This window comes from Mesorhizobium sp. M0983 (genome assembly GCF_040318975.1).
GTDB lineage: Bacteria > Pseudomonadota > Alphaproteobacteria > Rhizobiales > Rhizobiaceae > Mesorhizobium.
Window position 1 is genome coordinate 1 of the sequence record NZ_JAMYNH010000066.1, and the last position, 848, is coordinate 848.

The 848-nt window shown below is 61.8% G+C and carries 1 protein-coding gene; it reads right to left on the reverse strand.

Going from position 1 to position 848, the window contains the following annotated elements:
* The coding region (locus tag NKH71_RS33330; protein ID WP_352896629.1) for an IS256 family transposase at nt 1–834 on the reverse strand (834 nt) is incomplete at its 3' end.
* Nucleotides 835–848 lie beyond the last annotated feature (14 nt).

Below are 848 nucleotides of genomic sequence, written 5' to 3' on the forward strand. Positions count from 1 at the left end.
GATCGCGCGCAGCGCCGGCACGACGGACTTGCGGTCCTTCCAGGACACGAACTCCAGGGAATGACGGATCAGGTGCACGATGCAGGTCTGGACGACAGTCTGGGGAAAGACGGCGTTGATCGCCTCGGGGAAGCCCTTGAGGCCGTCGACGACGGCGATCAGGACGTCGGCGACGCCACGGCTCTTCAACTCGTTCATGACGCGCAGCCAGAACTTGGCGCCCTCGGTCTGCTCGATCCAGATGCCGAGAATCTCCTTCGTGCCGTCCGGCAGGATGCCGAGCGCGATGTAGACGGCCTTGTTCCTGACGAAGCCCTCGTCCCTGATCTTGACCCGTATGGCATCGAAGAAGACGAGCGGATATACCGCGTCCAGCGGCCGGTTCTGCCACTCGGCCACTTCCTCCAGGACCGCATCGGTAACCGCCGAGATCAGGTCCGGCGACACGTCGATGCCGTAGAGCTCCTCCAGATGGCCGCGGATCTCGCGCACTGTCATGCCGCGCGCGTACATGGAGATGATCTTGTCATCGAAATCGGGAAAACGGCGCTGGTATTTGGCGATCAGCTTCGGATCGAAGGTCCCGGCCCGGTCGCGCGGGATCGACAGCGTCATCTTCGACGTGCCCGTCAGCACCGACTTCCGCGAATGGCCGTTGCGGCGATTGACGCTGCCGTCGGTGCGTTCGTCCTCAAGGTGCTCGTCGAGTTCAGCGTTCAGAATCCGTTCCGAAAGCGCCTTCTTCAGGTCGTCGAGCAATCCGTCCTTGGCAAACACCTCATTCGGATCGCGGCCGGCAAGCAGTTGGTCCAGAAGTTCCTTCTCAATAGCCATGCGATGATTCTCTC